Source organism: Desulfitobacterium sp. (assembly GCF_034927245.1).
Taxonomy (GTDB): Bacteria; Bacillota; Desulfitobacteriia; order Desulfitobacteriales; family Desulfitobacteriaceae; genus Desulfitobacterium_A.
Genome location: NZ_JAYFQK010000076.1, coordinates 23,694 through 30,848, shown reverse-complemented (window position 1 = coordinate 30,848; position 7,155 = coordinate 23,694). Strand labels below are relative to the sequence as shown.

The 7,155-nt window shown below is 43.5% G+C and carries 6 protein-coding genes; all 6 read right to left on the bottom strand.

Features of this window, described 5'->3' with window-relative positions; translation table 11 throughout:
• Window positions 1-151 precede the first annotated feature (151 nt).
• The 6 genes from hfq to VB077_RS16010 are packed head-to-tail and all read right to left on the bottom strand — an operon-like array spanning window position 152 to window position 7,149.
• The gene (gene hfq, locus VB077_RS16035; protein ID WP_323416265.1) at window positions 152-406 is read right to left on the bottom strand and encodes an RNA chaperone Hfq; all 255 of its coding nucleotides are present in this window, start codon (window positions 404-406) and stop codon (window positions 152-154) included.
• Between the two features lie 40 nt (window positions 407-446).
• Window positions 447-1,391 (bottom strand): tRNA (adenosine(37)-N6)-dimethylallyltransferase MiaA, encoded by a 945-nt coding sequence (miaA, locus tag VB077_RS16030; RefSeq protein ID WP_323416264.1) that lies wholly within the window; start codon window positions 1,389-1,391, stop codon window positions 447-449.
• Window positions 1,388-2,209, bottom strand: a complete 822-nt coding sequence (locus tag VB077_RS16025) for a class I SAM-dependent methyltransferase (RefSeq protein ID WP_323416263.1) — start codon at window positions 2,207-2,209, stop codon at window positions 1,388-1,390. The genes miaA and VB077_RS16025 overlap by 4 nt, the downstream gene beginning before the upstream one ends.
• A 37-nt stretch (window positions 2,210-2,246) precedes the next feature.
• Window positions 2,247-4,133, bottom strand: a complete 1,887-nt coding sequence (gene mutL / locus VB077_RS16020; protein WP_323416262.1) for a DNA mismatch repair endonuclease MutL — start codon at window positions 4,131-4,133, stop codon at window positions 2,247-2,249.
• Complete coding sequence (locus VB077_RS16015; protein WP_323416261.1) at window positions 4,130-5,455, bottom strand: histone deacetylase; 1,326 nt, start codon at window positions 5,453-5,455, stop codon at window positions 4,130-4,132. The genes mutL and VB077_RS16015 overlap by 4 nt, the downstream gene beginning before the upstream one ends.
• Window positions 5,452-7,149, bottom strand: coding sequence for a hydantoinase/oxoprolinase family protein (locus tag VB077_RS16010; RefSeq protein WP_323416260.1), 1,698 nt, complete (start codon window positions 7,147-7,149; stop codon window positions 5,452-5,454). The genes VB077_RS16015 and VB077_RS16010 overlap by 4 nt, the downstream gene beginning before the upstream one ends.
• Between the last annotated feature and the right edge of the window lie 6 nt (window positions 7,150-7,155).

Below are 7,155 nucleotides of genomic sequence, written 5' to 3'. Positions count from 1 at the left end.
GAACATCTTCAAATACCCCCAAGAAACCGATTTATCTCAATCGTTCAATCAATTACTTCTTTATGCTTAATAATTCAACATTGAGAGATAAATATCCTTCTTATGACGGTCAGGTTAATGGGGTTTTTGCAGTGAAATCAGGTTTATATTTTTATTCTTCGGAATTGCCATTAGCATTGGCCGCGGTAACTAAGTTAAGGGGCCGCATAGGCATAACGGTAGAAATGGCATGTTTATAAATCATTTGTTGTTTACCGTCAAAGTCCAAAACAACAACATAGTTGTCAAATCCACGTACAATTCCTTTCAACTGAAACCCATTCACTAAATATATGGTTACGGGCATATTTTCTTTGCGTGCTTGGTTTAAAAAAGTATCCTGTAAATTGATGGGCGACTTATTCATGTTTTTCCCTCCATCACCAGCTATTCCTATTTCTAATTGTTTATTGTACACGACTTTCGTCCCCTCTGCAAGTCTTGCAAATCCCTTCTGCTATATTTGACAGATTATTTAAAACCGTATCATACCACTGAATACGAGGATCACGTTTGAACCAGGTTAGTTGACGTTTCGCAAAATGGCGTGTATCGCGTTGAAAAATTCGAAGCATTTCACAAGACGTTGTTTTTCCTGTCAAGGTCCAGATTGCATGGCGATAACCTATACTTTGGAGCGGTTTCAGGTGGTGATCATATCCATCCCTAAGTAAGTCTAAGGTTTCCTCAAGGAGGCCTTGATGGATCATTTCTTCACAGCGGCGATTAATACGATCATATATCACTTCACGTGGAGCGGTCAATCCGATATACAGAATCGAAGGATCTAAGGGCGGATATTCATAATCATGATTTCCTCTTTGCTCTGAAAAAGGTTTTCCGGTAAGATCATAAACTTCTAAAGCACGAATAATTCGCCTTGTATCATTCGGATGAAGACGTTCTGCGCTTACAGGATCGCGCTCATCCAAGGCTTGATGAAGTTTCTCCTTTCCCCGCTCCTTAAGAAAACCTACCCAGCGTTCACGAATTTCTGTCGAGCTATTTGTATTGAATTCAAAAGGATCCAGCAACGAACGGATGTAAAGACCTGTCCCCCCGACAACGATTGGGATTTTCCCACGGTTTTGAATCTCGCTAATTCGTTCCGATGCCATCTTCTGAAACTGTGCAACTGTAAAAGGTTCTCTCGGATCAAGAATATCTAAAAGGTAATGTGGAATATTTTCTTGTTCTTCTTTTGTTGGTTTGGCTGATCCAATATTGAGCCCTTGGTAAACCTGAATAGAATCACCCGAGATAATCTCTCCATCGAGACGCTTAGCCAAGCTTACACCTAAAGCCGTTTTTCCTACAGCCGTCGGCCCTACAATGATAATAAGGGACTTCAAAATGTTTCCTCCCTGGTTATGAAGCATTTGATAATTCCATAATCGACTTCACTATACCGCCCGCCGTCAAAAACTCGGAAACCTAAACGAGTAAATTCTGAACTGCCTTTTCGTTCTTTTAAGACAACGCGTGAGCGAGCAACACGACAGGCTTCCCGAATAACCTTCGTTTGTAATGGGCGGTGATCGGAGTATCGATGTAAGGGTTGAATGGAGGATGACTTTTCGCAGGTATGCCTAAACATCGGATCAAAATAGACAATATCGGCCGAAGAATCCGGAAGAACAGTGAGAAGTTCATAATGATCTCCCCATACAACTTCAATACGCTGCGAGGCATGAATGAGCTCTTGCCAAGCTTTAGCCTTGTCAGGATTATCCAACCGGGGTAACTGTTTATCTTTTAAACCCATAAGTCCGTCCTTGATGAGAGCCGCAAGAATTGGGGAATTTTCATAGGCTAAAACCTTTCCCTTTTCCCCTAGCTTCCATGCCGCGACCAAAGCATCAGTACCCAACCCCAGAGTTGCATCAATAAAGGTTTGTCCCGGCTGAATATTTGCAGCCAGGAGGAAACGATCCTGTTCGCCGCGAAGGCCTTGCAAAATCCGAATAATTGCGAGGTTCGGATGAAAACCAAAACGCTTTAGACCATCATCCAAAAAAACGCCTTTGCGCGTGATATGCAAAATGGGCAGTAAATCCAATTCACCTATTCGGAATGAGCAGCCCGGTTGATCCATGAACCATTCCATTTTTGCTTGTAAAACAGGATCATCAGGATGCGTTAATTGTATGGATACGGGAATTTCCTTCAAATAGACTACACTCCAAGCTTCAAAATCTCAATTCCTATTAAGTGCGATAGAAACGTTTCTCTAAATCATTTCGGGTGAGCTTGATAATCGTCGGGCGTCCATGAGGACAAGTATATGGATTCTCCGTTTTACTCAGTTGTACAAGCAGTTCCTGCATTTCAAGAAGCGAAAGCTTGTCCTTTGCTTTTATCGATTCCTTGCAAGCAAGCATATAGATCCATTCCCGCAAAAGCTCATCGAAGGTCGGATGATTTTGCTTGAAAACTACTTCTTCAAGGAACTGCCTTAATAGCTCTTCCCCAGAATAGTTCCCGCTATAAGCAGGTACTCCTCGAAGTAAATATGTTCTTCCCCCAAAATGCTCAAGGATAAAGCCCATGTTGGTTAAATAAGGTAAGTTTTCAAGGAGGGCCTGCTCTTCAATGGGAGAAAAATCAAGAGGAGTAGGAACGAGGATAGTTTGACTGGCCCCAAGATGGTGTTGATGCTCCTTTAACAAGCGTTCGTAATTAATTCTCTCATGGGAAGCATGCTGATCGATAATCACGAGTGATTCATCATTCGCTGCAATGATATAGGTTCCTAAAACCTGCCCCAGGGGATGATAAGTCAATAAAGGATGCACATCCTCAGCTATAGGGGGAATACTATCGGAATTCTGAAGTGAGAAAAGTTTATCCTGAGTTTCCGTATTTGTCTGAATCTCCCTCTTTATCAGATTTTCAGAGGGTTGCGGTGTAAATGGATGCGGCGCTTCTTGAACCTTGTTATTACTTTGATCGGGAAAGAACAATTTCGCCTGACTGGGACGTCCTGCTGAAAAATCAGTAGAAGAACGAGTTGCGTCATTAGGGGAATATTGAGGAAAATGGGGAGACGTAGTCGGTGATTGGGCAGATTTAGCACTCAGGTGTTCAAAATGGGCTACCGGACGGCTTGCCAGAAGGGTTTTGCGTACGTTTTCAGTAATAAATTGGGATAACTCTTTTTCCTTCTGGAACCTTATTTCCATTTTAGTGGGATGAACATTTACATCATACTGGTGAGGAGGAAGCATAAGCTGCAAAACAATGACAGGATAAAGTCGATTGGGAATAAGGGTGTGATAGCCTTCGGAAATCGCGCGGCTCATCAGCTTTGAACGAATAATCCTTCCGTTAACAATAAAAACTTCCTCCTGACGCGTGGAACGAACTAAATCCGGCGGACTGATAAACCCTTCAAGGCTCCATTCATCCTTTGAACAAGATAGGGGAATGAGCTGACGGGCTAATTTTTGTCCGTATATTGCAGCAATGCTTTCAAGCAGCTTCCCCCTTCCCGGAGTTTGAAATACAACTTGTTTCGGATGTTTTAAGGTAAAAGAAACATCGGGACGCGCCAAAGCGAGACGCCCGAGCATCTCCGAGATTAGTCCGAACTCAGTATTCTGAGATTTAAGGAATTTGCGTCGGGCCGGGGTGTTAAAAAACAAATCCTCAACGGTTATCATCGTACCCGGAGGACAACCCGCTTCCTGTAGTACGCTTTGTTCTCCTCCAATCAGTTTCAGCGTCATACCAAGAACGCTGTCTATGGGTCGTGAGGTAATATCTATGCGGGACACTGAAGCAATACTTGGAAGCGCCTCACCTCGAAAACCTAACGTGTGCAGTTCATTCAAATCTTCAATGTGTCGAATTTTGCTGGTTGCATGACGCAATACGGCTTGGGATAAATCTTCAGGTGAAATTCCGCAGCCGTCATCACAAACACGAATTAATGGAACTCCATTACCTTCAACGATAATTTCAATCTGTTGTGCCCCGGCATCCAAAGAATTTTCAACGAGTTCCTTAACAACAGACACAGGCCGTTCAACAACTTCTCCGGCTGCTATTTGATTTGCTTCTTGGGGATCAAGAACTTGGATTTTTTGCATCAAAAGTTTCTTACCCCCTCTTGAACATTCCATAACTGTATCGAATCATGTACCTGATCTTGGAAAAGTACACTCGTTTTGCGGCCTATAAAAGCCCCCCATAAATCTTCCCCCGCCTGCCTGCATTCTTTACAGGCATTGAAGGGTATCCGAATCAGAGCGAATTTCTCACCTGCATACGCATTCTGGCTTTCGATTAAAACAGTGCCCCCGCAATGCTCGCACATACGAACGCGATCCTGACGAATTTCTTGAATGCCATCAGTATCATAGTAAACAGAATGTGGAATAAAGGCCCATTTACCGCCGGGTAAAGATTTCTCTTCACGCGTTGTCCAATGCGGGTTAGCTTGTTTATTGTTAATTTTTAATTCCTTAATATAGCGTTTTAGCTCTTGGAAATTGAGGAGTTGACGTTGAGGCTTTTGGGGTTCGATAACTTGATGGTAATCTTCACCGGCTAAAGCAAGAAATATTGCCAAATTAACATAGGGAAGGGCTGTTTCAATCGAATATCCACCCTCCAAAACAGCAAGATCAGGCCGGATAAGTTCAGTGATTTTGCCATACCCTCGAGCCGTCACATTCATTGCTGCTAACGGATCTGTAAAATGGTTATCTTGTCCCGCAGAGTTGATAATCAGATCTGGTTTAAAATCACGTACGCGGGGTAAAACCCAATTTTCAAGAACATAATGTATTCCCTCGTCCCCTGTACCGGGCGGCAAAGGTATATTCAGCGTTGTATCCCAGGCATTGGGTCCTCCTTTTTCGTGGGTAAATCCACTTCCTGGGTAAAGGGTCCTTCCATCTTGATGGAGGGAAATAAACAAAACATTAGGATCATGAAAGAAAATATCCTGTGTCCCATCGCCGTGATGGACATCCGTATCCACAACCGCAATTTTTTTAATTCCATATTTCGTTCTTAAGTGATTGATCAAAATGGCTTCATTATTAATCGTGCAAAAGCCCCGATTTCCAAGTACGGTTGCCCCTGAATGATGTCCGGGCGGTCTGACTAAAGCGAACCCATTTTGTATTTCATTGTGTGCCCAGGCATCACCTAAGACAATTGCGCAACCTGCGGCAATTAAATGGGCTGCGAGATCATGTTTATCCGGATGTGGAAATAAGGCTTGGGTACGAAGAACTTCATGCAGAGAAGCGAGTCCCGGAGAATATTGTTTGACTTGGGGAAGTTCCATAACACCTTCCTCAAAGAGCTGTTCTTGCGTATAGAGAAGGCGTTCTTCCCGTTCGGGATGGGTATCCCCTAAAGACCAGTCAAAAGCGGGAAAGAAAACAATTCCACTGCGTTTCATGATTTAAGCCTCCCTCTAACGCCTGGTGATACGATTAGTGAGCCTTGAATGATTTGACCAACCGTTTGATAGCCTTTAACGATTGGGAAATAATCAAAAGGTTGTATTTTAGGCTTCTTTAATTCAATTCCTTGATCGCGAGCACTTTTCTCGGCAATCTCCCGTAAAAATTCTTCTATTTCTTTATGCGGTTTGCGAGAGCCTAGCCATTCCCCTTGCAGACCTGTTTCTTCAATTTGATACCGCTTCATAAAGGTATCCAAATGAAGTGTGCAAGAGAAGGTCGGACGTGCTAACGCCGCTCCAATCGCATTTGACACTTCCGGAAAATCTCCAATCTTGACCGGACTGTTTAAGCGCATACTTAACGCCTTGACAAGTCCAGGTGCACCGCCGCCGCTAACCTCAATGAACATATTTTGTTCCTCATGGGGATGAAGAACTTCCCATACCTTATAGGCAGGTTCTTCACGCCATTCCCTAATTATGCTTTCGATGGCTTGGGCAATGTTATCAGCAAACCGTGCCAAAATCTCATTTGAAAGCCGCTCAAGGTTAAAGGAATCGCGCTTGCATTCAGGCAGAAGCTGTACCAAGCCTTGTTCAGCCTTTAGGCGATCTCCAAAGGGAATCAAATTAAGATAACACATCGCATCGGTCGGTGTCGGAGCAGGTCCTCCTAAGCAGTAGGCAGGACCGCGTCGATAGGTTTCGATCCTAAAGCCATCGCCTTCCGAAAGGATTGTTGAATCCCCTCCCGCTGCAATCGAACGAACAGCCAATGTCCGTACTAGAGTTGAGAAATCACCTATTTTTGCTCCATATGCACTCATTAGTGGCTCTCCCGATAAAATGAGTCCAATATCTGTTGTCGTTCCGCCAATATCTACGACTACGAAAGACTGATCTGTCTCAGAATCAAAATCAGGACCCGTATTGGTCTGTGCTAAGGCCCCTAAAATGCTGGCGGCAGGACCCGAATAAATAGATTCAACGGGACGAAGTGTTTGAAGCGGTACAACTCCGCCATCTGCTTTGAGAACATGAATCTTAGCAGAAGAGCCTTTCTGAAAAACAGCCTGTTGTAGTTGATGGGCAAAAGTTTGATAAACTTCCTCGCAGGCTAGATTAAGATATGTGGTCAAGCTTCGTCGATAAAAATTGGCTTGTCCCCATTCATGGCCTAAGCATATTTCGAGATCGGGGCAATGTTTTTGCAGATAAAACGCTAAATTCTCCTCATGCAAACTATTTCGGTGCGAAAATTTACCGACAATCGCCACCTTGGACCCGGGAAATTCCTGATAACGATTAAGGAGCCGACGCCATTCAAGTTCATCCGGAGAGGAAACCTCTCGTCCACGATAATCAAGTTCTCCTTTTAAGACCTGATATGGAACCGGCCATTTCAAAGCCTTGAGACTCATCCCCGAGCCGGGAAATAATAAGAGATCCACCTGTGGCAGTCTTTGCTGAAGTATTGCATTCGTAATTAGGGTAGTACTAACCGTAATACGTGTAACTACCTTATGATATACTTTTAATTCATCAAGAGCATGAAGAACCGTACCTAACACATTTTCGGCTTGAGTGGCAATTTTAGCTTTTTCAACAATCCTATTATCCTCTAATAGAACAGCGTCAGTAAAAGTTCCTCCCACATCAATGCCAACTTGGATTTCTTTTAGGAGCACTAAAAA